At 72.1% G+C, this 25,138-nt stretch carries 20 protein-coding genes; 12 read left to right on the top strand and 8 right to left on the bottom strand.

Going from position 1 to position 25,138, the window contains the following annotated elements; translation table 11 throughout:
- Positions 1–99: 99 nt before the first annotated feature.
- From AA0005_RS15575 to AA0005_RS15565, 3 genes are read right to left on the bottom strand one after another with little or no spacing between them, the layout of a single operon-like run.
- Positions 100–1,170, bottom strand: a complete 1,071-nt coding sequence (locus AA0005_RS15575) for a glycosyltransferase family 2 protein (protein WP_413451043.1) — start codon at positions 1,168–1,170, stop codon at positions 100–102.
- Positions 1,167–2,270: a glycosyltransferase gene (locus AA0005_RS15570; RefSeq protein ID WP_413451042.1), complete on the bottom strand. Its 1,104-nt coding sequence runs from the start codon at positions 2,268–2,270 to the stop codon at positions 1,167–1,169. The genes AA0005_RS15575 and AA0005_RS15570 overlap by 4 nt, the downstream gene beginning before the upstream one ends.
- A 55-nt stretch (positions 2,271–2,325) precedes the next feature.
- Complete coding sequence (locus tag AA0005_RS15565; RefSeq protein ID WP_413451041.1) at positions 2,326–2,823, bottom strand: hypothetical protein; 498 nt, start codon at positions 2,821–2,823, stop codon at positions 2,326–2,328.
- A gap of 285 nt (positions 2,824–3,108) precedes the next feature.
- Here AA0005_RS15565 and AA0005_RS15560 point away from each other — a divergent pair, with 285 nt between their 5' ends.
- A complete protein-coding gene (locus tag AA0005_RS15560; protein WP_413451040.1) occupies positions 3,109–4,512 on the top strand; it encodes a hypothetical protein in 1,404 nt (467 codons plus the stop codon).
- A 16-nt stretch (positions 4,513–4,528) separates the two neighbouring features.
- On the opposite strand, the gene AA0005_RS15555 is transcribed toward AA0005_RS15560, so the two are convergent.
- Positions 4,529–5,605, bottom strand: a complete 1,077-nt coding sequence (locus AA0005_RS15555) for a glycosyltransferase (protein WP_413451039.1) — start codon at positions 5,603–5,605, stop codon at positions 4,529–4,531.
- On the bottom strand, positions 5,602–7,380 hold the full coding sequence (locus AA0005_RS15550) for an ABC transporter ATP-binding protein (protein ID WP_413451038.1): 1,779 nt from the start codon (positions 7,378–7,380) through the stop codon (positions 5,602–5,604). The genes AA0005_RS15555 and AA0005_RS15550 overlap by 4 nt, the downstream gene beginning before the upstream one ends.
- Before the next feature lie 148 nt (positions 7,381–7,528).
- Here AA0005_RS15550 and wecB point away from each other — a divergent pair, with 148 nt between their 5' ends.
- A complete protein-coding gene (wecB, locus tag AA0005_RS15545; RefSeq protein WP_413451037.1) occupies positions 7,529–8,593 on the top strand; it encodes a non-hydrolyzing UDP-N-acetylglucosamine 2-epimerase in 1,065 nt (354 codons plus the stop codon).
- Positions 8,594–8,612: 19 nt separating this feature from the next.
- Here the strand turns inward: wecB and AA0005_RS15540 are convergent, their stop codons facing one another.
- Entirely contained in the window at positions 8,613–10,553 is a 1,941-nt protein-coding gene (locus AA0005_RS15540) for a DUF2804 family protein (protein ID WP_413451036.1), read from the bottom strand.
- 388 nt (positions 10,554–10,941) lie between these two features.
- Positions 10,942–12,489: a hypothetical protein gene (locus tag AA0005_RS15535; protein WP_413451035.1), complete on the bottom strand. Its 1,548-nt coding sequence runs from the start codon at positions 12,487–12,489 to the stop codon at positions 10,942–10,944.
- A 179-nt stretch (positions 12,490–12,668) separates the two neighbouring features.
- Between AA0005_RS15535 and AA0005_RS15530 the strand changes: the two genes are divergently transcribed.
- The 9 genes from AA0005_RS15530 to AA0005_RS15490 all read left to right on the top strand — a co-directional run bounded on the left by AA0005_RS15530 (position 12,669) and on the right by AA0005_RS15490 (position 21,932).
- The gene (locus tag AA0005_RS15530; RefSeq protein ID WP_413451034.1) at positions 12,669–13,700 is read left to right on the top strand and encodes an AAA family ATPase; all 1,032 of its coding nucleotides are present in this window, start codon (positions 12,669–12,671) and stop codon (positions 13,698–13,700) included.
- Positions 13,700–14,572, top strand: coding sequence for a DUF58 domain-containing protein (locus AA0005_RS15525; protein WP_413451033.1), 873 nt, complete (start codon positions 13,700–13,702; stop codon positions 14,570–14,572). Before AA0005_RS15530 ends, AA0005_RS15525 begins: the two co-directional genes overlap by 1 nt.
- Positions 14,565–15,014, top strand: coding sequence for a hypothetical protein (locus AA0005_RS15520; RefSeq protein WP_413451032.1), 450 nt, complete (start codon positions 14,565–14,567; stop codon positions 15,012–15,014). The genes AA0005_RS15525 and AA0005_RS15520 overlap by 8 nt, the downstream gene beginning before the upstream one ends.
- Positions 14,999–16,045 (top strand): vWA domain-containing protein, encoded by a 1,047-nt coding sequence (locus AA0005_RS15515; protein ID WP_413451031.1) that lies wholly within the window; start codon positions 14,999–15,001, stop codon positions 16,043–16,045. Before AA0005_RS15520 ends, AA0005_RS15515 begins: the two co-directional genes overlap by 16 nt.
- Positions 16,042–17,034, top strand: a complete 993-nt coding sequence (locus AA0005_RS15510; RefSeq protein WP_413451030.1) for a vWA domain-containing protein — start codon at positions 16,042–16,044, stop codon at positions 17,032–17,034. Before AA0005_RS15515 ends, AA0005_RS15510 begins: the two co-directional genes overlap by 4 nt.
- Positions 17,031–17,825, top strand: coding sequence for a hypothetical protein (locus AA0005_RS15505; protein ID WP_413451029.1), 795 nt, complete (start codon positions 17,031–17,033; stop codon positions 17,823–17,825). The genes AA0005_RS15510 and AA0005_RS15505 overlap by 4 nt, the downstream gene beginning before the upstream one ends.
- A 40-nt stretch (positions 17,826–17,865) precedes the next feature.
- Positions 17,866–19,605 (top strand): hypothetical protein, encoded by a 1,740-nt coding sequence (locus AA0005_RS15500; RefSeq protein WP_413451028.1) that lies wholly within the window; start codon positions 17,866–17,868, stop codon positions 19,603–19,605.
- Between the two features lie 103 nt (positions 19,606–19,708).
- A complete protein-coding gene (locus AA0005_RS15495; protein ID WP_413451027.1) occupies positions 19,709–21,004 on the top strand; it encodes a nucleotide sugar dehydrogenase in 1,296 nt (431 codons plus the stop codon).
- A gap of 82 nt (positions 21,005–21,086) precedes the next feature.
- Positions 21,087–21,932: a glycosyltransferase family 2 protein gene (locus tag AA0005_RS15490; RefSeq protein ID WP_413451026.1), complete on the top strand. Its 846-nt coding sequence runs from the start codon at positions 21,087–21,089 to the stop codon at positions 21,930–21,932.
- 29 nt (positions 21,933–21,961) lie between these two features.
- Here AA0005_RS15490 and rfbB read toward each other — a convergent pair whose 3' ends face one another.
- Positions 21,962–22,957 carry a dTDP-glucose 4,6-dehydratase gene (gene rfbB, locus AA0005_RS15485; RefSeq protein ID WP_413451025.1) on the bottom strand — a complete coding sequence of 332 codons (996 nt, stop codon included), beginning with the start codon at positions 22,955–22,957 and terminating at the stop codon, positions 21,962–21,964.
- A 173-nt stretch (positions 22,958–23,130) separates the two neighbouring features.
- Between rfbB and AA0005_RS15480 the strand changes: the two genes are divergently transcribed.
- The gene (locus AA0005_RS15480) at positions 23,131–25,137 is read left to right on the top strand and encodes a DUF6541 family protein (protein ID WP_413451024.1); all 2,007 of its coding nucleotides are present in this window, start codon (positions 23,131–23,133) and stop codon (positions 25,135–25,137) included.
- The last annotated feature ends 1 nt before the right edge of the window (position 25,138 follow it).

Raw genomic sequence — 25,138 nt, 5'->3', positions numbered from 1 at the left:
GTACGTAGCGCCAGGGGAGATCTTGCCGACGCGCTTCACGGACGAGGGTCCCGCCGACGTCTGCGCAGTCGAAGAGGTGAGTGATTCGGGGTTCCACGCTTACCTCACCAGGATCGAACTGGTCATCATGCGAATCGGTGCCTCACGGTGCAGCAGGTGCAGCGGGCTGCGTGTGACGACGGTGGCAGGGCGTCCGTGTTTGCGTCTCTTCCTTGCCAACTCGGTGAGCTTGTCAGCATGCACTTGTGGGGTACGGGCTGCGTCTAGAAGTGCGCGGTCGGCGAGGGACAGGGGTCGTTCGAAGCCTGGTGCTGCGAGGAGCAGCTCATCGGTGACCGTGGCAAGAGCCGTTCGGTTCTCCGCATCCCAGAAGGTCGCGTCCTGCCGATGGTAGATCGCGCCGAACAGGTGAATCCGGGCGAGCTTGGTGCAGATCGCACGTCGTTCACGAAGGCCGTAATCGCGGAACCATCGCTGTGCCAAGAGATGCCGGACGAACTCGAGCTCGACGATGACGGGCCGCCGCTCGTAGGTAACGCGGTCTTCCGCGTCCTCGCCGATGACGTAGGCCGGACCATGCCTGTCCACGGCCACACGGGTTTCAAACCACAGGCGGGTCACGTAGGGGACGTCGTCTCCGACGACGATTTCCTCGACCAGCTCCAGTCCCAGTCGCCGGCGCGCCTCGGTCGAGACCAGACCGAGCGGAGCGCTGCGGTAGCTGAGGCGGTCCTTGACCGGGTGTGCCGGGCCGCGGAGCAGCGGGCGGACAGGAGGAGTGGGGACCGGCCTTCGCCGGTGGCCGATGACGAGCCGGGAGATGACCGTCTCCGCTCCGGTTCGCTCGGCGAGTTGCAACCACGAGTGGACAGCCCCGGCCTCGAGCATGTCGTCAGAGCCCATGATCGAGACAAAGTCGGCGTCGGCGGCACGCATCCCTGCATTGAAGGGCCCAGCGGGACTTCGCACGTTGTCGCGGTGCTCGAGGAACCGCACGCGTGCCCGATGCTCAGGAGCGACCACCGCCGCGATCTGGTCCACCGGGACGTTGTGGCACACGACGGTGAGCCGTGTGGTGTCGCCGTTCCCGTCGAGGACGGAGGCGACCGCCCTGCCGATCGGACGACGTGTGGTGTGGACGGCGATGACGACGTCGACGGGTGGGGTCACCGGCTGACGTCCCTCGCTGTGTCGTAGGCCCGGCCGTAGCTCTCGGCCACAACGGGCACGGAGAACCGAGGTCCGACCGTGGCTGAGATCTCGTCGGCCGACATGCCTCTCGTCTGTGCGTCGACCCGGAGGATCGCTTCGGCGTACGCGGACGGGGTCTGCTCGGCGACCAGTGCTCCTACCTGGGGGGCGATGTACTCCCCTTGCCCGCCGGTCGCACCGACGACGACGGGGCGACCGCTGACAAGAGCCTCGGCCGCCGAGACGAAGAAGTTGTCTCCCCTTGTCGGTCCGAAGAAGAGATCCGCCGCCGCGAGCTCGACCAGCACCCCAGAGCGCGGGAGGGGGCCGGTGAGCCTTACCCGGGACTCGAGGCCCAGCTCGCCTGTCCGCCGGACAACGGCGTCACGTAGGTGACCCTCGCCGACGAGGACGAGCTCCGTGTCAACGCCCCTGTTTCTCAGCGCGGCGACGGTCTCGACCGCGAGCACAGGATCCTTGCGCTCGATGAGTCCACCGACGTTGACGAGTCGCAGGACGTCGCTTCGTCCCGGACGTGGGGGAACGGGAACCGGCGTCTCGACGATGCAGGGTACGACCTGCGTGGGCCGGCCGCTCCGCTCGGCGCGGATGGGTTGTGCGAGGAAGTCGCAGACGGCGGTCACCACGTCCGGACGGGCTAGCAGCCGCTTCACCATGGGGAGCGCGAGCCGCCACGATGTCGGAAGGTTCTGCGGTGACGTGAGACCGGACCAGTGCTCGGTGTGGACCCACGGTACGGACGGCCGACGGATCGACAGCGGTAGGAGCGAGGAGATCGCCATCGAGTGGACCACGTCTGCTCCGGCGATGAAGGCGGCGAGAGCGCGTGCAACCCTCACGATGTCAGCAGGGCTCGTCGTACGCATCGGCAGCCGGGCAACCTGAAGCCCTTCGTGCACGACACGCCTGGTCCCGTCGTCCTGGTGTGGCGGAACGAGGTGGACGACCTGCACGTCGTGCCCGAGCGAGGCAATCGCGCGGACGTCCTTGACGACGAAGGCGCCGCTAGTGGGGGCGACCGAAGTCGGGAACCACGTCGTCACGGCCACGATTCGCACGTTGTCACGCTACCAGGGCCCCGGCATCGACCCCTGAGTAGGTCGTGCTGACGGGTCAGTCCAGCCGCGCGGCGAGCGTGTCGATTGCGTCGGCCCAGCCTTGCGCCTGCCGTTGTGCCGAGTACTGGGGAGCCACTGCGTGCGATGCCAGCTTCCATCGAGTCACCGTGGCCGGCTCGAGTTCATCGAGGACCCGGGTGAGTGAGTCCGCTGTGAAGTCGTCGGTGACGGCGCCCAGCTCGTGGCGCCGGACGATCCCGGCCATCTCGGGCGACGGCCCCACGATGACGCCGAGACGCGCCTGAACGAAGTCGAAGAACTTGTTTGGCAGGGCCCAGAGGTAGTTGAAGGTCACGGGTGGGAGGACGAACACGCCGACGTCGTAGGACGAAAGTGTCAGGGGAAGGTCTTCCGGAGGCACGGGGTCATGGATCCGTACCTGTGGCAGTCCCTTCGCCAGCTCGTGAAGCTCGGAGAGGTACGCCGGGTCGTTCGGCATGAGGTACAGGTCGAGCGTGACGCGCGAGCGTGACGCTGCCACGGCGTCGAACATGAGCTCCAGCTTGCGGTTCCGTCGTGCATTCCCGGAGTGCACGAGTCGGATGGGCTCGACGACTGTCCCCGGCTCGAGGTCTTCCAGGCGCGGAGCGTTCACTACGACAGACGGGCTGACACCGAACTCTCGCTGGTACTCCGCTGCGAGCCCGGCGCCTACAGTGCTGACGCTATGCACCTGCGGCAGGTAGGTCCGACACAGCCAACGGAAGTATGGCGCGACAAAGGCACGCCAGCGCCACGACTCCTCATTCTCCCGGGGTGCGTACTCGTGCAGATCTGCGTGAACTCCCGCACGTGGACGGAGCGAGAGTGCGAGCGGCACCGTGTCGATGTCGTCCGCAAGGACGACATCGAAGTGGTCGCGGGGAAGCAGGTCCCAAAGGTGGCTGACGGCTGGGCTCGAGCGGTGCGCAGCGGCAAAACGACGTTGAAGGAGAAGCGAACGGTTCTTGTGCCAGTACACGACGTCGTCGGGGATCTGGACATGGTGCGCGACGCCATCGGGGGCTGGGCCGTAGCCGCAGGTCGTCACCTCATACCTGTCAGCCAGCAGTCGGACCTGCCGCAGGACCCTGGCGTCGGCGTGGATAGGGGAGAAGGAGAGAATGAGGAGAGATCGGCGAGTGGGCACGAGAGGATCCTGCCATCAGGCTGTGCTGACCTGTCGCCTAAGGTGATGCTCATGACCGCTGAGCCGGCCGTTCTCCACTTCAACGACTGTGCGTTCGTCGCGCTCAACCTCGTCCAAGCGGCGCGCCGTGCTGGTTTGAACTGGGGCTATCTACCGCCAGCGAAGGTTCGGCCGGCTCGAGCCCCGCAGGGCGGACTGGACCGGCTCCAGTACGTCCCGTTCGTAGCGCGGCGTATACGCGCACTGCGGCGCGCCGACGTCGTCCACGTGCACTACGCGACGAGCGCCCGACTCCTGCGTGAGCCGCTCATGCCGCACCGGCCGTACCTTCTTCACCTGCATGGCACCGACATCCGGGAGCAGTGGACGGATCCGGTGTACCGCGACGAGATCTCCCGTGCCATCGACGGAGCCGAGCACGTGTTCTACACCAACCTAGACACGGCGGAGCAGGCGCGCGCCGCCCGGCCGGACGCGGAGTACATGCCCGCCTTCGTCGACATCGCTGGTCTTCCGCAGTGGACGCCGGGCGTCAATGGTCGACGTCGAGTCTTCTTCGCCTCAAGGTGGTCGGAGGTAAAAGGTGCTCCGACGATGCTGGAGCTCGCGAGGAAACTGCGCGCAGTGCTTCCACGCGACGTCCGCCTGGAAGGGCTGGCATGGGGCGAAGCCGCGCCTGATGCAGCGAGGCTGGGTGTGGAACTGCATCCGCGCGCAGCACACGCGGACTACCTGTCGATCCTGGCGGAGGCTGACGTTGTTATCGGCCAGGCAAGCACCATCCTCGCTGTCAGCGAGCACGAGGCCATGGCTGTGGGGGCGCCTGTCGTCGTACCGAGTGTGCTCCTGCCACATCCCGAGGGCGGAGCGCCGCCGGTCCTCTCCGGCTCTGTCGACGAGTCGATCGAGCACGTCCTTCACGCACTGGATGACCCAGTTGCTGTCAGTCGGCGCCTGGATGCGCGTAGGTGGGTGGCGTCGCACTACAGCGCAGACCGCTACGTGGCCCCGCTACAGAAGATCTACAGAGGTGTGGCCGCGATGACCGGATGACTGGTAGGTGCTGACTTCATCGCCAGAACTTGTCGGCGAGGAAGTAACGCAGGGTGGACTCCCGGTCCAGATTTCCGACAGGGTCAGGGGTCAGGACCGATTCCCACCGTCCCGCTGTAGTCCGGTTATGCACTGCAGCGACCAGTGATGCCGCGGATACGTGCGGCTGCAGCGCCGCGTCGAGCAAGCGCCTGTCGGCCCTGCTGAAGGGGCGCAGGGTGCTTGGTGCCAGGTCTACCCACTCGCTCAGCAATCTGCGCAGCCACTCGGGCTCGCCCTTGTCCCAGGCTGTCAGCGCATCACGACGGCGAATCGCCCCAATAAGATGGATTCGGATCGTCTTGACCGCGAGTGCACGACGCTCAGCCTCGGGAAGATCTATCAGCCACGGCTCGTCGAGTAGCTGTTCGAATGCCCGCAACTCACTGGTGATCGGCCGAACCGACGTCGTGACCCGCGTCTCGGCATCGGTGCCCACGACGTACCTTGGCGCGGAGCGTGCGAGGTCGATCCTGACGGGTGACGACCACAGGCGAGCGGTGAACGCTACGTCGCCGCCCGAGCGCATTCCTTGGACAAGTCTCAGTCCGAGCGTGTCGATCGTGGACTTACGCAGCAGGCCGAGTGGAGCAGTCCGATACGCCAAGCGGTCCTTGACAAGGGATAGGCGGCGGGACCGGAACGGCCGTACGCGCGGCGTGTGGACATCTGTCCCATCCTGCATCCGCACGCGGGCGAGCATGACATCGGAGCGCAGCCGGTCAGCGTCCTGGATCCAGGTCAAGAGAGCCCCGGGTTCGAAGAAGTCATCGGAGCCAATAATGGTGACGTAACGGGCGGTCGCGGCGTCAATCCCTGCGTTGTAGGGCCCGGAAGGACTGCCGAGGCCGTCGTTGACAGCGAGGAATCGGAGGCGGGGGTCAGCAGGTATCAGCTTCGAGACTTCGGCAGGGTCGAGCTCGTGGCACGCCACAGTCACGCGGACATGCGATCCTGCTCCGGCGAGCGCGGAGGTGACACAGCGTGCGACGGGCCGCGAGAGGTCGTGGACAGCAACGACGACGTCAACGTCGGGGGTGTCGGCACCGCTCACGCCAGCCCCGCCAAGCTCGCCTGGTGGGCGAAATCGGGTTCGGAAGCGACGACCTCGTCGAATGTACCTCTTGCGACGATCTGCCCGTCCCGCATGAAGCACACTTGGTCACTGTGCCGGATGGTCGAGAGTCGGTGAGCGACGCTGATGACTGTGACGTCGCCATGCAGCTCACGGATGGCCTTCGCGACGGCCTCCTCGGTCGCGGTGTCGAGCGCGCTCGTAGCCTCGTCCATCACGAGAACGAGCGGGTCCGAGTACAGCGCCCGCGCAATGCCGAGCCGTTGTCGCTGTCCACCGGACAGTGCCATGCCTCGTTCGCCGATGCGCGCGTGAAGACCACCGGCCCGGTTCTCGACTACGTCGAGGAGCTGGGCGCGGGCGAGAGCTGCGCGGACCTTGTTCTCGTCGATTTCGCTCTCCCAGGAGAGTGCGACATTTTGCGCGATGGTGGCATCGAACAGCGAGACGTCCTGTGGCACGTACCCAACCCTTGATCTCCAATCCGCCAGGACGTCGACCAGGGGTTCGCCGTCGATGGTGATCGTTCCACCCGACGGGACGATAAGCCCGAGGAAGATGTCAACGAGCGTCGACTTCCCAGCCCCGGAAGCACCGACCAGCGCAAGCGAGCTCCCGATCGGCACATTGAGGGTCACGCCGGTGACGGCGGGCGTGTGCGCGCCCGGGTAAGTGAACTCGACGTCCTTGAGAGCGAGGAGCTCCGGCTGGTGCTCGAGCTTCTTCGTGCCGATGCGGTCGGCGGTGCTGGTGTAGCGCTCGGCGAGCTTGATGTCCCGGATCACAGCATTCGCGTGTGGAACGGTTGAGGACGTTTGCGTGACGATTCCCTGGAATCGGGTGACCGAGGGAATCATCCGGAAGCCAGCGACAGCGAAGAGCGCGACAGCGCTGAGGGCGCTAGCCGGGCCGCCCTGGAGGTAGGCGGCTCCGCCGACGAGGACGAAGCCACCGATGAGAGCCGACTCAACGACGAACTTCGGGACAGCACTGAGGAACTGGATGTTTGCGCGCGCTCTGGTGGTGTGGACGCGGTTGCGGTGCACCACGTCGGCGACCTCGTCCGACTTGTTCCGGAGCGTGATCTCCTTGAGCGTGGCTACCATCTCGGTCATGAGCGTAGCGATCCGGAAGGAGTAGTCGCGGTTAACTCGTCCGGCGACGACCGCGCGCTTCGAGATGACGAAGTAGAGCACCGCCGCAACCAGCCCGAGGTAGACAAGGGTGATGGCCGCCGTCACCGGCTCGGCCACGACGAGAACCGCCAGTACCGCTACAAACGTCACGGCCTCCGTAGGGAGCGATGCTGCCGGGAGGAGGAGTCCGGCGGTCGTGTTGCCGATGCCCACGTCTGCCAGACGGACAAGCTCGGCCGAGTTCCGCTTGAGTCGCTCGGTCCAGGGGGCATGGATGTACGCAGAGAAGAGGCGGTCGCCGATAAGGAGCTCGTACGCGGCGAAGCGCCGGGTCGCGAACCACTGGAGCAGGATCGACAGGATGCTCTTGAGGATGATCAGTGCGCAGACGGCCCCGATGACCCACACGGTGTAGTCCGAGGACACCTCACCGATCAGGGGCAAGGTCAGCGCCCGCCCTTGGACCAGTGGGGTCATCGTCAGAGCGAGCAGCCCGAGCGCGGCGATGTCCAGCAACGCGAGGGAGCTGGAGGCGACCGCGAACATGATGAGGAAGCGGCGCGCATTCGACGGCAGGAGTGGCATGAGCTCCTTGAGGGCTGACCACAGGCGCTTCACGCGTCGGACTCCTCGCTCGGCACTGTCATTCGCTCATGGTCCCATCAACCTGCTCGGATGATCGACCCGGCCCGGGACGTCCCAGGACACTTCACGACTCGGTGACTGGCTTGGGTGCCGCCGTGATCCCTGTCGGTAGGGTCGTTGCGTGAGAATTCTCAGTGTCGTCGGAGCTCGTCCACAGTTCGTGAAACTCTCGCCCGTGGCGCATGCGCTCGCGGCAGCGGGCCATGAGCATGTCATCGTTCACACGGGACAGCACTACGACGCTGCCCTGTCGGACGTGTTCTTCGCCGACCTCGGCATCCAGCGCCCGGACCTCAACCTCCACGTCGGCTCGGGGAGTCACGCTGAGCAGACCGGTGCGATGCTCCCCGGCCTCGAGCGGGCGATGCTCGAGCATCGTCCCGACTGGGTCCTCGTCTACGGGGACACGAACTCGACCGTGGCCGCCGCGCTCGCCGCGGTGAAGATCCACCAGCCCGTCGCACACCTGGAAGCGGGTCTCCGCTCCTTCAACCGTCGCATGCCCGAGGAGCACAACCGCGTGATGACTGATCACGCCGCTGACCTCCTTCTGGCGCCGACCGATGCCGCCGTGAGCCACCTCCGGGCGGAGGGGCTCGGCGAACGCACCGTCCTCGTCGGTGACGTCATGGCGGACGTGCTTTACCGGGTGCGTGACGCAGGTCTTGCCGGCGGTCCGGCGCCGCTGCCGCCTGGCATCGAGGAGGGCGGCTATCTGGTCGCGACGATCCATCGCGCTGAGAACACCGATGCCTCCGAGCGCCTCGCTGCCATCATCGGTGCCCTCGCGGGGCTCTCCCGGCCGGTCCTCCTCCTCGCCCATCCCCGCCTACGAGACCGCGCGGCGGCCGCAGGCATCTCGCTCGAGGCCGGCGCCATCACCGTTCTCGAGCCGCAGCCGTACCCGCGGTTGGTGGACCTCGTCGCCAGGTCGGCGGGCGTCGTCACGGACTCGGGCGGGCTGCAGAAGGAGGCCTTCCTCCTGAGGGTCCCGTGCACGACACTGCGTCACGAGACCGAGTGGGTGGAGACGGTTGCACTCGGTTGGAACGTGCTGGACGGCGAGCTCGCGGACGTGGCCGCGCATGCCTCCCGTCCGGCGCCGCCCGCCACTGACGCCGCGCCGTATGGCCGGGGTGACGCCGCTACCAGGACGGTGGAGGCTCTGAGCACCACGCTGCCCTGAGGGCTTCCGTCCCACGCCGTCACCACCGGTTGAAGACGTCCTCCGCCCACCCGGTGAGGCCCTCGACGGCCACTCGCCGCCCGGCGGAGTCGCTCATCCAGCCGTCGTAGTGCCCGAAGAGCTGGTGGGTGTCGCTCGAGAGCACCCCCAGCGCGGTCCGCCCCTCCTTGAGGCGGAAGGGGGTGAAGGTGAGGTCGGCGCGCTCGCCGTGGATCCGCCACGGGCGCATCCAGTCCCCGGTGGCGTACTCCCAGACGAGCTCCTCGCTGACCTTGTGGACCACGCCGTCGACGACGAGCGCGTTCTCGGTCGAGCCGGTGCCCTGCGTCCACTTCGCCCCCAGCTGCACGCCGAGCACGTGCCCGGCGCTCACGCCGGAGGCAGCGCCCCAGTTCCACCGCATCTCGTAGGGCCAGCGGCCGCGGCTGTGGTCGAGCACCGCCCAGGACTCCCCGGCCGGCACCTCGTGCCGCACGCCGTCGACCCACATGCGGCCGCTGGCCGGGCGGGCGACGTCCTTGACCGTGTACTGGAAGCGCTCGGTGTCCCACGGGACGACGACGCCCATCGCCTCGTGCCCGGCCGGCCGGTGGGCGACGACGTCGATACGCCCCCGTGAGGTCACCGCCCGCAGCCGCGTGCCGCCGTCGACCTCGTCGACGGCGATGGCCAGGTCCCCGGCGCGGGCGCGGCCCGGTCCCTGCCCGAGAGTGCCGGGCAGCTCGGTGCGCGCCGCGAGCGGGCTGATCGCGTTGGCACCGATGGCCTCCCCGGTCGCGCGGTCGAGCAGCCACACCTCGTGGACGCCGGCGTAGTCGATGTCCGAGATCGTCATCGCGAGGATGTGGGTGGGCGTGATGACGTTCCAGTACTCCCAGCGCTTGTTGCGCCCCCGCCCGCGCCGGCCGCGGCCGATGCCGCCGGTGTCGTGCAGCGGGCGGCGCGTCCAGCCGACGGCGGCCGGGTTGAGCCGCCCGTCGGGCAGGCACAGCGCGACGGGCTCGGTGATCTCCCGCTCGGGGGCCGTCGTGCCCTCCGAGCCGGCGCGGGTGAGCTGCTCGTTGACGGCGCGCAGGCGGGCGGCGGGCACCTTGACGGTGCAGCGGTCGGCCGACAGCAGCCCGTTGGTCTCGCCCTCGACGTCGGAGACCTGCGTGTACATCGACGCGGCCAGCCCCTCACGCACCGCGGGCAGCACCTCGTCCAGGTGCAGGCGCTCGACGGCGCCGGCGAAGGCCTCGGGGTCGCGGTAGCGGCGGTAGCCGAACTCGCCCGGCACGTCCGTGGCGGCGTCGTCCTCCCGCAGGCTGTACCCGCCGAACTCGGACACCACCAGCGCCCGTGAGCCGCCGCGGTGCCGCAGCCGGACCGGGCGGAAGTAGACGTGCCGGCTGTCGACGTCGCCGGCGCCCTGGTCGTGCCAGCCGCTGGCGTGGTCGACGACGCGGGTGGGGTCGAGCGCGGCCACCTCCGCGGCGACGGCGGCGGCGTCGAACTGGCCCCAACCCTCGTTGAAGGGCACCCAGGCGACGACGCTCGGGACGTTGCGCAGCAGCTCGACCGTCTCCCGGCCTCGCGGCGGAACTCCTCCCGGCCGCGGGCGTCCTCCCGCGCGAAGGCGGCGTAGCGGTCGTCGCGCAGCCGCAGCGGCGTGAGGACCGGTGCGGTGACGACCTCGGGGCGGTAGCGGCCGCCCGCCGTTGACGAAGTCCTGCCACACGAGCATGCCGAGGCGGTCGCAGTGGTGGTACCAGCGCAGCGGCGCGATCTTGATGTGCTGGCGCAGCATCGTGAAGCCGAGGCCCTTCATCGACTCGATGTCGTGGACCAGCCCCGCGTCCGACGGCGGCGTGTACAGCCCGTCGGGCCAGTAGCCCTGGTCGAGCACCCCCGCCTGGAAGAAGGGTCGGCCGTTGAGGTGCAGGCGCGGCACCCCCGCCCGGTCGCGCGCGACGCCCACCGAGCGCATCCCCGTAGCCGCCCGCGACGAACGCCCGGCGGGTCCGCACCCGGTCGGAGGCGGCGCGGATGAGGAGGGTGGCGACCGTCGCGGTGATCGCGCTCGCGGCGACCATCGTCGCGAGCACGGTGGGGTTGTCGGTGATCGTCTCGTAGACGAACACGTTGAGGTACATGTTCTCGACGGTCCAGGCGAGCTGGCCGACGAGCCCGACGACGACGAGGGGCACCCACAGGCGCGCGCCGACGGTCGGTCGCGTCGTGGGGGCCGCGGCGGTGCGGCTGGGAGGCATGCGCCGAGCGTAGCGGCGGCCCGGTCGGCGCACGGCCGCTCCGCGAGAGGTGTCCCTCCCGCCGGTGACGACCGGCGGGAGGGACACCCCCGGTCGTCAGGAGATGCGGCGCACTCCCAGGGTGTCGCGCCCGTCGCCGTCCCAGTCGCCGGTGAACACCTCGTCGCCGGCGCGGCCGTAGACGCGGACGAGGTCCGCGTTGCCGGGGGCGATGCGGTTGTTCACGAAGTACTGGGCGCCGCGGCGGACCGCGAAGGTGTCGCGCTGGTCGCCGTCCCAGTCGCCGACGACGACGGCGTCGGCCGGGCGACCGTAGGCGACCACCTGGTCGGCCTTGCCGCCCGCGATGGTGTTCTTCACGTGGTACTCCCGCCCGCGGCGGACCGTGAAGGTGTCGCGCTGGTCGCCGTCCCAGTCGCCGACGAGGACCTCGTCTCCCGGGCGACCGTAGGCGACCACCTGGTCGGCCTTGCCGCCCGCGATGGTGTTCTTCACGTGGTACTCGCGGCCGCGGCGCACCGCGAAGGTGTCGGTGCCGTTGCCGTCCCAGTCGCCGACGAGGACGACGTCGCCGGGGCGGCCGTAGGCGATGACCGTGCTGGCCTGACCCCCGCGCAGTGCGTTGGAGACGTAGAAGTGGCTCCCGCGGCGCACGGCGATGGTATCGATGCCGTCCCCGTCCCAGTCGCCGACGAACACCTCGTCGGTGGGCCGGCCGTAGACGAACACGGTGTCGGCCGTGGGGCCCCAGCCGTTGTTGAGGTAGAAGGTCGGACCGCTGCCACCGCCCCCGCCTCCACCGCCCGGTGCGCGCAGGGTGAACGCGGTGGAGCCGGCGCACAGGGTGCCCGAGCTGACGTAGTCGACCGTGCCCCACAGGGAGCCGTCGTGGTGGAACTGGCCGCGGACGGTCTCGGTGCCTCCGCTGCCGTCGGGGCTCTGGATCACGAACCCGCCGTTGGCGTTGATACGGACGGGGGAACCGAGCTGGACCTGCCGCTGGCCGCTGTAGGTGAGGCCGCAGAACATGCTGTAGTCGACGGTGACGGCCGTGACCCGGCGGTCGGCCGACACGGTGACCTTGCGCCCGGAGCTGTCGGTGTAGGTCCCCGCGCGCACGGCCACCGGGCTGGTGGGCGCGGGCGGCTCGGTCACCCGGGTGTCCTGGTTGCGCAGCCAGAAGTAGGCCATCGCCTCGCAGTCATACCCGTCCAGCTCCCACTCGTACCTGCCCTCGGCGATCCCGTCGGGTCGGACCTTGCCGGAGAGCTGGCTCACGGCCGTAACCGTCCCGCCGTCGGCGTCGATCTGGTGCGTCGCGCGGGCACTGAAGGTGCCGTCGTCGTTGATCGCCACCGGCTGCGCGAGCGTGGCTGTCACGCCTGCGTCGTCCACGCAGGAGGGGAACACGGTGATCGTGAAGCCGGCGACCTTGCCGTCGTTCGTCACCCGGAGGCTCGGCTTGTTCCTGTCGCTGTCCGCGCCGGTGTAGGTGCCCGGCTGGACCGAGGGGGCCGCGGTGGCCGGCACCGCGGCGGCGGTGAGGAGGAGAGCGGCCCCGGCCAGGGCGGCCAGGCTCGCTCGGACGGGACGGTTCCTGCGGTGACGGACGGCGTGGTGGTCCACGCGGGGACGTGCGCGCACTCTGAGCTCCTTCGTCGGTGAGTGGCCCGCGTGCCGCTGCGCCGCGGACCGGTATGTCAAAGGAACCTAGTGATCCGGCGACAGTCCGGTCAACGACTCCCCCAGACTCGCGGAAGGTTCCGGGGCCCCGTGCGCCCCAGCGTGGTCCCGGATCGCTCACAACGCCGTTCCCCCGGCCGATGGAGCAGGCGTCCCCCACGATCGGAGCACCCGTGGCCCTCGCAGCCCCTGACGTCCAGCCGGCGTCCGTGACGGACGCGGGCCGCGTGCTCGCCGCCGTCCAGGACCGCTACCGCGAGTCCGTCGTCGGGCAGGACGAGCTGCGCCGCAGCCTGCTCGTCGCCCTCCTCGGTGGCGGCCACATCCTGCTGGAGTCGATGCCGGGCCTGGCGAAGACGACGGCGGCGCGCACGCTCGCGGGCCTCCTCGACGCGTCCTTCGCCCGCATCCAGTGCACCCCGGACCTGCTGCCGAGCGACATCACCGGCACCCAGGTCTACGAGGCCCGCACCGGGGAGTTCCGCACCCAGCTGGGACCCGTCGTCGCCAACGTCGTCCTCCTCGACGAGATCAACCGCTCGAGCGCGAAGACGCAGAGCGCGATGCTCGAGGCGATGCAGGAGCGGCAGGTGACGATCGGCGGCGAGGTTCACCGCCTGCCCGACCCCTTCCTCGTCATCGCCACGCAGAACCCCATCGAGCAGGAGGGCACCTACCCGCTGCCCGAGGCCCAGCTCGACCGCTTCCTCCTCAAGGAGGTCATCGACTACCCGGACACGGGCTCCGAGCTCGAGGTCCTGCGCCGCTACGCCGACGGCAGCCTCGTCGACGCCGGGGTCATCACCCCGGTGCTCGACCTCGCGACCATCCGCCGGCTCCAGGAGATCACCCGCCGGGTCCACGTGAGCGAGCCCGTGCTGCGGTACATCCTCACGATCGTCGCCGCGACCCGCGACGCGCGCGCCTACATCGGCGAGGAGGCCCGCTACATCGAGTGCGGCGCCAGCCCCCGCGGCGGCCTCGCCTTCGTCGCCGCCGCCCGCGCCCGGGCGCTCCTGGAGGGGCGCGAGCACGTGCTCCCCGAGGACGTCGTCGCCCTGAGCCACTCCGTCCTGCGCCACCGCCTGCTGCTCACGCTCGACGCGGACGCGGACCGGGTGCGCCCCGAGGACCTCATCGACTCGCTCGTCGGCGCCGTCCAGACGCCGTAATGGCCCACCTCGTCAAGGTCCGGTCCAAGCTCTTCGTCCGCAGCAACCGGCGCGTCCTCCAGGCCCTCGACGGCGAGTACGTCTCGCGCTCCCGCGGCCGGGGCTTCGAGTTCGAGGACCTGCGCGAGTACCACGCGGGCGACGACGTCCGGGACATCGACTGGAAGGCCACCGCCCGCCGCGAGGAGCCGCTCGTGCGGCGCTACCTCACCACCCACCAGCGGCGCCTCGTGCTCGTCGCCGACACCGCCGCGTCCATGCGGGCCGTCACCCCGGCGGGGGAGAGCAAGCGTGACCTCGCCGTCCTCGCCGGCGGCGTGCTCGGCTACCTCGCCGTCCGGCACGGGGACCGGGTGGGCCTGGTCCACGGGGACGCCACGGGGCGGGCCGCCGTGCGGGCCCGGGACGGCGAGCGCCGTCTCGAGCAGCTTCTGGGCACCGTCGACGACGCCGTCCGCGACGCCGTCGCCGGGCCCGACCTGCCGGGGCTGATCTCCGACACCCTCCGGCAGACCGGGCGGGACACGATCGTCGTCGTCATCACCGACGACGTCGCGGTCGACGCGGCCCTCGCCGCCGCCGTCCGCCGCCTGGGCCGGTCCCGCGACGCCCTGTGGGTGAGCGTCGCGGACGCCAACCCGGTGCCGCTCCTGCGCGAGGGGCAGGTGGGCGACGCCGCCGGCCGCTGGCGCGTCCCGCGCCACCTCGTCCGCCGCGCCGGCCTGGCCGAGGCCTACGAGGAGCAGCAGACCGCGCTGCGCGAGGAGCTCGAGGCGCTCCTCGACGAGGCGACGATCTCCCGCTGCCGCCTCGAGCGCGAGGAGACGGCGATCCGCGAGCTCCTCGGCATGCTGCGGAGGCGCCGTGCTTGACCAGCCCCTGTACCCGCCGGCGCCCTACGAGCCGGTGTGGGCCGTCCTCGGCCTCGGCCTGCTGCTCGTGGCGCTCGCGGCCGCCCTGCTGCGCCGCTTCCCGCCCCGCGGCCTGCGGCTGCCGGCCCGGCGCGCCACCCGTGTGCGGCGTGCGGCACTCGCCCGGATCGCGGAGGTCGAGGCCGCGCACCGCGCCGGCACCCTGGACGACGGCTCGGCCGCCAGTGAGCTCTCCCAGGCCGTGCGGCGCTTCGCCGCGGAGTGGACGGGCACGCTCTACCCCGCGATGACCCTCACCGCGCTTACGGAGGCGCCCGGCCCGCAGCCGCTGCGCGACACCGTCGAGCGGCTGTACACCGCCGCCTTCGCCGGCGGTCCCGTCGACGTCGCCGCCGAGGCGGCCCGCGCCCGAGAGGTGGTGACCGCGTGGAGCCGCAGCTGACCGAGCCGCGCGCGCTCGTCGTCGTCGCCGTCGTCACCGGCGTCGTCGCCGTGCTCGCCCTGCTCCTCGCCCTGCGCCGCCCGCCGGCCCGGCCGCAGGCGGTCCCCGTCGCGCACACCGCCCGCCTGCGCAGCCTGCCGCTGTACCGGCGCGCCGTACGACGCCGGCGCCTGGGACTCGGTGCGGTCGCCGTCGTCCTGCTCGCCGCCATCGCGGCGAGCGGCTACGTCGCCGCCCGGCCCTCCGTCGTCGAGACCCAACGCTCCCAGCTCGACAACCGGGACATCGTCCTGTGCCTGGACACCTCGGGGTCGATGAAGCAGGAGGACCTCGCGGTCGTGCGTACCTTCCGCCAGCTCACCGCCGGGCTCGCCGGCGAGCGGCTCGCGCTCGTCGTCTTCAACAGCATGCCCCTCGTCCTCTTCCCGCTCACCGACGACTACGACCTCGCGCGCACCGAGCTCGCCGACGCGCAGGCGAGCCTCGAGCGCCACGGCGGCCGCTTCGGCGCCGGGGCCTACGACTTCTCGGTGGGCATCTCGCTCGTCGGTGACGGCCTCATGGGCTGCGTCCAGCAGTTCACCGCCGACGACGAGGCCGCACGGCTGCGCGGGGAGCTCGACGGCGGGAGCACCGGGCCTGACACCACCCGCTCCCGCGTCGTCATCCTCGCCACCGACAACCAGCAGCGCGGCCGCGACGACCAGGCCCTCTTCACCGTGACGGAGGCCGCCGAGCACGCCCGTGCCCTGGGCGCCGCGATCGTCGTCCTCGACGCCAACACCAACCAGGACTCGCGCTACTCCGTCGAGCTGGCCCAGGCGGCCGAGACGACGGGCGGGGCCGTCTACCCGGTCTCCGGCGGAGCGGCCGCCGTCGACGAGATCGCGGCGATCGTCGAGGGGCTCGACTCCCGCACGGTGCAGGGGGAGCCGGTGACCGCACGCTTCGACGACACCGGGCGCCCCCTGGCGGTCCTCGCCGGGCTCGTCGCCGCCCTCGTCCTGGGCTGGGCGGTGGTCCGGCCGTGAGCGACGTCGTCTGGCAGCCAGTCGCGCCGCCGCTGCTCATCGGCGCCCTCGCGCTCCTCGCCCTGGTCGTGTGCGTACGCGGCCTGTGGCGCGGGCAGCGGCTGCGGTGGGTGCTGCGTGCCGCCGTCGTCCTCGTCCTCGGCGCCATGTGCCTGCGCCCGACGGTCCCCGCGCCGCCCCAGGAGGTGGCGCTGTCCGACGCCGACGTCTACCTCGCCGTCGACACGACCGCGAGCATGGGCGCGACCGACGGCCCCGAGGGCACCAGCCGCCTCGACCTCGCGCGCGCGGACGCACTCGCGATGGTGGACCAGCTCGCCGGGGCCGGGGCGCGCGTCTCGCTCGTCACCTTCGACCGCGAGGCCCGCACCGTCGTGCCGCTGACGACCGACACCAGCGCCGTCCAGCGGGCGATCGCGCTCCTGCAGCCCGAGCTCGCCGCCGCGTCCCGCGGCTCGAGCATCACCGAGGCCGACGACCTCCTCGCGCGTGCGCTGACGACCGTGGGCGAGAAGTACCCCGACCGGTCCACGCTGCTCCTCTACCTCGGCGACGGCGAGCACACCGCCGCGGGGGAGCCCACCTCGCTCGCACCGCTGGCGGACCTGGTCCAGGGCGGCGCCGTGCTCGGCTACGGCACCGCGGAGGGCGCGGGGATGCCCGCCCGGCAGGCCGGCGAGCGGGGCGGGACGACGCCCCTCGTCGACCCGGCGACCGGGCAGCCGGCCGTCTCCCGGGCGGACGGCGACCGTCTGCGCACGCTGGCCGACGAGCTCGGCCTGCCCTACGTCCACCGCGACGGTGGCGAGGTCCCCACCGTCCCCGCGCCCGAGGCCCGGCTCGTCTTCGGCCCGGCCGGCGACGTCCCCGCCGGGAGCACCGAGTACACGTGGCTGGGTGGCCTGGTCCTCGTCGGGCTGCTCCTCGTCGAGCTCGCCGCCACCCTCATCGCGCTCGTGCGCGCCGGCCTGCCCCGGGGCGCGCGATGAGCGCGGCACGGACGCAGCGGCGCTGGTACGCGCGCGCCGTGACACCGCTCCTCGTGCTCGCGGCGCTCGCGGGCCTCTACCTCCTCGCGCTCAGCGGCCTGGGGCGCGTGGCACTCGGCGCCTACCTGGTCGACAACGAGGAGACGGCGGCCCGCGCCGCGGGCTCCATGTCGGCGGCCAGTGTCATCGAGCGCTACCGCGGCCCCTTCGCCGAGGGCACCGTGGCAGCCGCGCACGCCGAGGACGCCGCGGACCTCGCGGTGGCCGAGGAGCTGCTGCGCGAGGCCCTGGCCCTGGCGGACCCCGCCGGGGAGTGCGCCGTGCGCTTCAACCTCGCCCTCGTCCTCGAGGCCGCGGCCCGGGAGGTCGAGGCGGGGGAGGGGCCCGAGGCGGCCGCGGCCGCGGAGGCCGGCTACCGGGAGGCGGCGGCCGTGGCCGCAGCGGCCCCCGACGGCTGTGCCGAGGTGCCCTCGGGGCACGACACCGCCACCGAGGCCTCCGACGGCGAGCCCGAGCGCTCCGCCGGTGACGACCTCGCCGACGCGGCATCCCGCGCCGCCGCGGCAGCGGACGCCGCCGCCGAGCAGGGGAGCGGCGAGAGCGGGGGCGGGGGCGAGGAACCCGCCGAGGAGCAGCCCGAGACGACGCCGCCCTCGACGCCGAGCGACCGGCAGGACGAGCTCGCGCAGCGGATGGACAAGGCGTACGAGACCGAGCAGCACATCAGTGAGGACGGCGACGGGGAGGGTGACCTGGGGGACGGCACGGCCGACGTCCCGGCGCCGTGGTGAGCGCCCAGGCCGTCGCCTCGCCGCCGAGCGGAGGCGCACGATGACGACGTCCACGACCCTGCTGCCACCGGTCCGGCCGATCGCCCGGCCGGTCGAGGCACCGCCCTGGTGGCGCCGGCCTCGGCGCCGGCCCCGTCCCGACCTGCGCCGCCTGGTCCGGCGCGTGCTCGTGCGCTCGGTCGTCGCTGCGCTCCTCCTGGCGCTCGCGATGGTGGGGTGGCTCGGGGTCCGCGCGGCGATGGCCGTGTCGGCCCTCGTCGGGGCCCGCCCCGCGCTCCAGGACGTCACCGGCGCGCTCGCGGGCGGCGACCGGGACACGGTGCTGCGCAGCGCCGACGAGGTCCGCGCCGCCGTCGGCCGCGCCCACGACCTCGTCGACGAGCCCGTGTGGCGCACCGCCGAGCACCTGCCCTGGATCGGCACCCGGCTGCACGCCGTGCGCGCCACCGCGCAGGCCGCCGACATCCTCGCCACCGACGCCCTCGGCCCCGTCGTCACGCTCGCGGACACCCTGTGGTTCGGGCCTTACGACGAGGGTGACGGCTTCACCGAGCTCCTCCAGGCCACCGAGCTGCGCGGCGACGTCGAGACGGTCGCCGACGCCGTGGTCCGGGCGGACGCCGCCGTCGCCGGCGTGACGACGGACCTCGTCGTCCCCGAGCTCTCCGCGGCCTTCGCGCAGGGGCTCGCCGCGCTCGAGCAGGCAGCCGACGTCGCCGTGGGCCTCGGCCCCGGACTGGACGTCATGCTCGACATCTCCGGCTACCCGGAGGAGACGACGACCGCTGTCGTCGTCCTCGACGACAGCGCGGCGCGCCCGCTGGGCGGGGAGATCGAGCGGGTGTACCTCCTGCCCGTGGAGCGCGGGACCGTCCAACGGATGACCGTCCTCGACGTACCGGCCGTCCGGGCCGCGGCGGCCGCCGGCCCCACCTTCACGGCCGCTGCCGCGGGCCCGCAGGCTGCCCTGCTCACGACCCCCGACGTCACGCGGCTCGGCGCGGCCGCCGACGCGGGTGCCGCGCTGGCCGACGGCGTCGCCGCGGTCGCCGGTGTCACGCCGCGCACCGTCGTGCTCGTGACCCCGGAGGGGCTGGACCTCGTGCACGCCCCGGCCGCCGGGGACGCGGGCGCCTCGCTCGCCCAGACGGTGGCCGATGCGCCGCCGGAGCAGCGCGGTGCCCTCCTCGACGAGGGCGTGCGGACGGTCGTCCACGACGTCCTGGCCCTGCGCGCCGCCGCCGACGCGACGGCGCTCGCCGTGGGTGACGCGGTCGTCTCCGGCGAGCTGCGCGTGTGGTCGGCGGACCGGGGGCTCCAGGAGGACCTCGCGCCGATGCGCGGGGGCGGCGGCCTGCCGGGCGGGCCGGACCTCACGGTGACGGTGACGGCGGACGACGCCGGCGCGCCCAGCGGGCTGGCGCCGCAGCACGTCACCACCGCCACCGGGCAGTGCGGCGCGCTGTGGACGCGGCGCTCGGAGGCGGTGCTCACCGTCGCGATGGCGGACGTGCCCGATGCGCCCGAGGGCGCGGCCCCGCCGCGGCTCCTCGTCGGGCTGCCGCGCGGAGCCACCGTCCTCGGCGTCGAGGGGCCCGACGGGGCGCTGCCGCACGAGGTGCTCGACCTCCCCGGCCAGCAGCTCCTCGCCGTGACTCCCGCCGGCGCCGGTGAGGTCTCGGTGCGACTGGCCGGCGGGACGCGCTCGCTCGAGGGCGTCGACGTCGTCACCCGCGGCGGCCTGCCCGCCGCCGAGGAAGGGTCCTTCACCTGCGGGTGACGTCACCGCGCGGCTGGGCGGTGCGTCCCGGACGCCGGTGCCGACGACCTTCTATGATCGACGAGGCGCACCGCGCCGGAAGCCGTCATGAGGGAGCTGGAACTTGCGTATCGCCGTCGTTGCCCTGGGGAAGATCGGTCTGCCGCTGGCGGTGCAGTTCGCTGACGCGGGGCACGAGGTCGTCGGCGTCGACGTCCAGCAGTCCGTGGTCGACGAGGTCAACGCCGGCCGCGAGCCCTTCCCGGGCGAGGCCCACCTGCAGGAGAAGCTCTCCGAGCTCGTGCCGGCCGGCCGGCTGCGCGCGACCACCGACTACGGGGACGCGGTGCCCAGTGCCGACGCCGTCGTCGTCGTCGTGCCGCTGTTCGTGGACGACGCGACCTGGGAGCCCGACTTCGGGTGGATGGACGCGGCGACCCGCTCGCTCGCGGAGCACCTGACCCCCGGCACCCTCGTCTCCTACGAGACGACGCTCCCGGTCGGCACCACCCGCGGCCGCTGGAAGCCGATGATCGAGGAGATCTCCGGCTTGCGCGAGGGTGAGGACTTCCACCTCGTGTTCTCCCCGGAGCGGGTGCTCACCGGGCGGGTCTTCGCCGACCTCAAGCGCTACCCCAAGCTCGTGGGCGGGCTCAGCGAGGCCGGCGCGCAGGTGGCGCGGGACTTCTACGAGGCCGTGCTCACCTTCGACGAGCGCCCCGACCTCGCCCGCCCCAACGGCGTGTGGGACATGGGCAGCGCCGAGGCCGCCGAGATGGCCAAGCTCGCCGAGACCACCTACCGCGACGTCAACATCGGGCTGGCCAACCAGTTCGCCGTCTTCGCCGACACCGCGGGCATCGACGTCTACGCCGTCATCGAGGCCTGCAACTCCCAGCCCTACTCCCACATCCACCGGCCGGGCATCGCGGTCGGCGGCCACTGCATCCCCGTCTACCCGCGCCTGTACCTGTCCACCGACCCGGACGCCTCGATCGTGCGTACCGCCCGGCAGCACAACGCCGGCATGCCGGCCTACGCCGTGGGCCGCGCCGCCGAGCTGCTCGGCGACCTCACCGGCATGCGCGCCGTCGTCCTGGGCGCCTCCTACCGCGGCGGGGTCAAGGAGACGGCCTTCTCCGGGGTCTTCGCGACCGTCGACGCGCTGCGCGAGCGCGGCGCCCAGGTGCTGGTCCACGACCCCATGTACACGGACGCCGAGCTCACGGCCTTCGGCTGGGAGCCCTACCACCTGGGCGAGCCGGCCGACCTCGCGGTCGTCCAGGCCGACCACGCCGAGTACCGCGGGCTGGGTCCCGCCGATCTGCCCGGCGTGCGCCTCCTCGTCGACGGCCGTCAGGTGACCGACGCCGCGGCGTGGAGCGGCACCCCGCGCATCGCCATCGGCGCCGGCAGCTGACCACGCGCCCACACCGCGCGTGACTGACCACGCAGCACCCCGCGGTGCGGAGGCACCCGCGCCACCACATACCCTGGGGCCGATGAACGACGTACGCGTGGTGACCGTGGCCTTCAACCCCGGTGACGAGCTCGAGTCCTTCGCGGCGTCGCTGCGGGCGGCCACGAGCCGCACCGTCACCCTCGTCGTCGTCGACAACGGCTCCGAGGCGGAGGTCGTCGACGACGTCGCCCGCCGCCACGGCGCTCAGGTGCTGCGCACGGGGGAGAACCTCGGCTACGGCGGGGCGGCGAACCTCGGCGCCCGGGACGGCGAGGAGCCGTGGGTCGTCGTCGCCAACCCCGACATCGTCTGGGAGGCCGGGGCCCTGGACGCGCTCCTCGACGCCGGCGCCCGGCACGAGCGCGCCGGATCGCTCGGCCCGCGTATCCTCAACACCGACGGCACCGTCTACCCCTCGGCCCGGGCCGTCCCCTCGCTCACGCAGGGCGCGGGGCACGCCGTCTTCGTGCGGGTGTGGCCTGGCAACCCGTGGACCCGGCGCTACCACCAGCGCCAGGAGCAGGTGCAGCTCACCGAGCACGCCGTCGGCTGGCTGTCCGGCGCCTGCCTCCTCCTGCGCCGCGACGCGCTCGAGGAGATCGGCGGCTTCGACGAGAGCTACTTCATGTTCTTCGAGGACGTCGACCTCGGGGAGCGCCTGGGACTCGCCGGCTGGCACAACGTCTTCGTGCCGACGGCGTGCGTCGTCCACGACCAGGGCACCAGCTGGCGCGAGCGCCCGGCCCGGATGGTGCGCGCCCACCACCGCAGCGCGGAGCAGTACCTGCACCGCCGCTACGACGCGTGGTACCAGCTGCCCCTGCGGCTGGCGATCTCCGTCGGCCTGCGCGTGCGGGCCTGGTGGGAGACCCGCGGCGCACGGTGACCGCGCGCCGCGCGCCGCGGGCCGGTGGCCTACTGGCCCTGCTTGGCGTACTTCGCCTCGACCTCGGCCTTGCGCGGACGCCACCAGGCCTCGTTCTCGCGGTACCAGGCGATGGTGTCGACCAGGCCGGAGCGGAAGTCGGAGAACTGCGGCTCCCAGCCGAGCTCCTCGCGCAGCACCGTGTTGTCGATCGCGTAGCGCAGGTCGTGGCCGGGACGGTCGGCGACGTGCTCGTAGTCGCCGGGGTCGTGGCCCATGAGCTCGAGGATGAGCTCGATGACCGCCTTGTTGTTCATCTCGCCGTCGGCGCCGATGAGGTAGGTCTTGCCGATGCGGCCGCGGTCGACGATGTCCCACACGGCGCGGTTGTGGTCGCGCACGTGGATCCAGTCGCGCACGTTCTGGCCCGCGCCGTAGAGCTTGGGCTTGACGCCGTCGATGAGGTTGGTGATCTGCCGCGGGATGAACTTCTCGATGTGCTGGAAGGGCCCGTAGTTGTTCGAGCAGTTCGAGATCGTCGCCTCGACGCCGAAGCTGCGCACCCAGGCCCGCACGAGCAGGTCGGAGCCGGCCTTCGTCGAGGAGTAGGGGGAGGAGGGGTTGTACGGGGTGTGCTCGGTGAACTTCGCCGGGTCGTCGAGCTCGAGGTCCCCGTAGACCTCGTCGGTGGAGATGTGGTGCAGGCGGGTCTTGTGCCGGCGCACCGCCTCGAGCAGCGTGAACGTGCCCATGACGTTCGTGTGCAGGAAGGGGGAGGGGTCGTTGAGCGAGTTGTCGTTGTGGGACTCCGCCGCGAAGTGGATGACGACGTCGGACTCCGCGACGAGCGGGTCGACGACGTCCGCGTCGGCGACGTCACCCTCGACGAAGGTGATCCGGTCGGCGACCTCGGCCAGGGAGTCCCTGCTGCCCGCGTAGGTGAGCTTGTCGAGGACCGTGACGTCGGTGTCGGGGCGGTCCTGCAGGGTCTGGTGGACGAAGTTGGCGCCGATGAACCCGGCTCCACCCGTGATGAGTGCGCGCACGCCGCATCTCCTCCTGTTGTCTCGAGACGGCTCTACCCCGCGATTATGCCCCGGGGCGTGGGGCGGGGTCACCACGCCGTCACCGGTGCGACCGCGCGATGCCGTACCGTGATGCCGGTCGGGGACCGAGACGACGCCCCGCAAGGCCGCGAGGGCAGTGGGGAAGGGACGTCATGACGTGGGTTGAGATCGTGCCCACGGCTGCCCTCCTGCTCGCCGTGCTGCTCGTGCCCGGCTGGCTCTCCGCGCGTGCCCTGGGCGTGCGCGGGCTGCTCGCGGTGGCCGTCGCCCCCGCCGTCACCGCCGGGACGGTCGGCGTCCTCTCGGTGGCCTACGGCCTCGTGGGCCTGCGCTGGTCCCTGCCCACCGTGCTGCCGGGGCTCGCCCTCGTCGTGCTCGTGGCGCTCGTGTGCGGCCGCCTCCTCGTGCCCGCGCGCCCCCCGCGAGCTGCGCAGCCGCGGGCGCGGACCGGCCGGGGCGCGGGCTGGCTCGTCGCCGTCGGGGTGCTCGCCGGGACGGCGCTCACCACCACCGCCTTCGCGCAGGCCCTCGGCGCGGCCGACACCGTGCCGCAGATGCACGACTCGCTCTTCCACCTCAACGGCGCCGAGCTGGCCACGCAGACCGGGGAGGTGACGCCGCTGGGCGCGATGGGGGGCCTGTACGGCGACGGGAGCGGCGGCGGCTTCTACCCGACCCTGTGGCACGCGCTCGTCGTCCTCGGGGCGGTCGTCGGCGGCGTGGTCCCCGCGACGAACGCGCTGATCGTCGTCGGCATCGTCCTGCCGTGGATGCTGGGGGTGGCGGCGCTCGCCCACGTGGCGGCCCCGCGCCGGCCGCTCGTCGCAGCCCTCGCGCCGGTGGTCGCGGCCTCCGCCGTCGTGTACCCGGGTGTGGCGGTGATGTTCAAGGGCATGTACCCCTTCGGCCTCAGCGTCGCGCTCACGCCCGCCACCCTGGCCCTCGCCGCGGCCCTCCTGCGGGGGCTGCGGCTTGCCGGGGAGGGCCTGCCCCTGGACGCGCTGCGCGGCCGGGCCCGGCTCGCCCCGTGGCTCGCCCTCGCCGTGGCGGCCGCCGGCGTGGTCCTCGCCCACAGCAGCGGCCTGGCCGCGCTCGGCTTCCTCGCCGCCCCCCTCGTGGTCACCGCGGCCTGGCGGCTCGGCAGGGACCTGCGTGCCGCCGGCAGACCGATCCTCGGCTGGGCCCTCGCGCTGGCGCCGGTGGCCGGGCTCGTCCTCCTCGTCGCCGCGGTCTTCACCGTGCCCCGCCTCCAGGCGATGGCCGGGTACGCGAGCCCGGAGGGCTCGCGGCTGGCGGCCCTCGGCCAGGTGCTGCTCGGCTCCACGCCGGAGCAGACGGCCGGCACGCTCGGCGTCGCGCTCCTCAGCCTCGTCGGCCTCGTCACCGCGTGGCGCCGGGCGCGGTGGCTCGCGTGGTCCTGGCTCGTGGCCCTCCTGCTCTTCGTCTCCGCCGTGGGCCCGGACGGCCCGCTGCGCACGCTCACGGGCTTCTGGTACAAGTCCCCGGACCGCCTCGAGTCGCTCCTCGTCACGGTCGGGGCCGTGCTCGGCGCGTGGGGGGCGGTCGCCCTCGGCCGCGGCCTGCGGGTGCTCGTGCGCGACCGACGGCGTGGGCGCCGGCGTGAACCGGCTGCCGGGAGCGCCCTGGCCGGCGTCGTCGCGATCGCGCTCGTCGTCCTCGCCGTCACGGTGCCCGGCACCGCGGAGGAGCGGGAGGCGACGACGGCGGCCGCCTACCAGCCCGAGGTCATGGTCCACCCGGCGTGGGCGACTCCCGAGGAGCTCGAGTTCATCGAGGAGCTCGACGACGTGCTCCCGGAGGACGCCGTCGTCATCGGTGACCCGATGAACGGCGCCGCCTTCGTCCAGGTGCTCGCCGAGCGGCGCGCGTACATCCCCATCCTCGGGGACTCCGCCGTCTCGGCGGACCAGCGCTACCTGCAGGAGAACTTCCACGACCTCACGACCGACCCGGAGGTCTGCCGCATCCTGCGCGAGGACGGCGTCGAGTACTTCTACCAGGACGCCCCGATCCCCTACGGCGCCCAGGGCGTCGTCGGGATGCGCCCCGGGTTCTACGGGGTCGACGTGACGAACGGCCTCGAGCTGGTCGCCTCCTCGGGGACCGCCGCCGTCTACCGGATCGTCGCCTGCGGCTGAC

Origin of the sequence: Georgenia phoenicis (genome assembly GCF_047302425.1) — a bacterium.
In the GTDB taxonomy this organism is placed as follows: Bacteria; Actinomycetota; Actinomycetes; order Actinomycetales; family Actinomycetaceae; genus Oceanitalea.
Note: the sequence above shows the minus strand (reverse complement) of the source record. Positions and strands in the feature narration are given on the sequence as shown.